At 68.8% G+C, this 1,596-nt stretch carries 2 protein-coding genes; both read left to right on the forward strand.

Annotated elements, in window-relative coordinates; all coding sequences use genetic code 11:
- Positions 1-916: NAD-dependent epimerase/dehydratase family protein (locus Q7J26_RS08790; protein WP_304936082.1), on the forward strand; the 916-nt coding region annotated here is incomplete at its 5' end.
- A gap of 8 nt (positions 917-924) precedes the next feature.
- The coding region (locus tag Q7J26_RS08795; RefSeq protein WP_304936083.1) for an NAD-dependent epimerase/dehydratase family protein at positions 925-1,596 on the forward strand (672 nt) is incomplete at its 3' end.

Genomic DNA, 1,596 nt, shown 5'->3' on the forward strand with positions numbered 1-1,596 from the left:
GATGAAGTCGGCGCGGCACAAGCTGTACACGGTCGACAACAACATCAACGCCACCAACCACCTGCTGGCCGCCATCGTCGAGAGCGGGCTGGACGTGCATCTGGCCCACCTGGGGACCATGGGGGTCTATGGTTACGGCACCGCCGGCCTGCGCATCCCCGAGGGCTATCTGAAGGTGACGGTAGACACCGACCACGGCCCGGCGGAACAGGAAATCCTGTTCCCGCCCAATCCGGGCAGCATCTATCATATGACCAAGACGCAGGACGCCCTGCTGTTCCAGTTCTACGCCCGCAACGACGCCTTGCGGATCACAGACCTGCACCAGGGCATCGTCTGGGGCACGCAGACGGTCGAGACCAAGCTGGACGAGCGGCTGATCAACCGGTTCGACTATGACGGCGATTACGGCACGGTGCTGAACCGTTTCCTGATGCAGGCGGCGGTCGGCTATCCGTTGACGGTTCACGGATCGGGCGGCCAAACCCGGGCCTTCATCCATATCCAGGACACGGTGCGCTGCGTCGAACTGGCGCTGAAGAACCCACCCAAGCGCGGCGACCGGGTCAAGATCCTGAACCAGATGACCGAAAGCCGCCGGGTCCGCGACCTGGCCGCCCTGATCGCCGACAAGACCGGGGCGGTGATCCAGAACGTCGCCAATCCGCGCCAGGAGGCCGACGAGAACGACCTGGTCGTCGCCAACGACCAGTTCCGCGACCTGGGGCTGAAGCCCATCACCCTGGCCCAGGGGTTGATGGACGAGGTGACCGAGATCGCCCGCCATTACGCCGACCGGGCCGACCTGACGCGGGTGCCCTGTGTCTCGGCCTGGAACCAACGCCGGGCCGAGGCGCTGGAAAATGAAGCGCGGCCGTATGCGCCGCCGTCGCCGCCCAAAGTCCTGTCTGCCTGAGTAGATCGATGTCCGACGCCGCCCCCGCCCCTTCGCCCGGCTGCAAGCCGTGCCTGCTGGTCTTCGGCGGCGGCTATCTGGGCCGGGCGGCGGCCTTGGAGGCGATCCGACGCGGCGGCCGGGCCGTCGCCACCTCGCGCGACGTCGAACGCCGCCGGTCCCTGGCGGCCGAGGGGATCACGGCGATAGACCCCGCCGACCCCGAGGCCCTGAAGACCGCGCTGGAGGCCGCCACAGCGGTTCTGATCACGGCCGCGCCCGACGCTCACGGCTGCCCCGGCCTGCGCGCCCTGGGGCCGGTGGCGTCGCAGGCCTGGCCCGACTGGATCGGCTATGTCTCTTCGACCAGCGTCTATGGCGACCGGGCCGGGGGCTGGGTGTTCGAGACGGGGCCGTTGAACGCCGCCAGTCTGGAAGGCGCGCGGCGGGTGCGGGCCGAGCGCGACTGGCTGGACGGGGCCCAGGGCATGGGGCTGACGGTGCAGATTTTCCGCCTGCCGGGCTTCTATGGACCGGGCCGCAGCGTGGTCGAGCGGCTACGCGACGGGACGGCCAAACTGGTGCGGAAGCCGGGCCAGGTGTTCAACCGCATCCATGTGGACGACGTGGTCTCGGCCCTGTTCGCCTCGATGGACCGACCCCGGCCCGGCGCCGCCTATAATCTGACCGACGACGAACCC

This window comes from Brevundimonas sp. (assembly GCF_030656255.1).
Taxonomy (GTDB): Bacteria; Pseudomonadota; Alphaproteobacteria; order Caulobacterales; family Caulobacteraceae; genus Brevundimonas.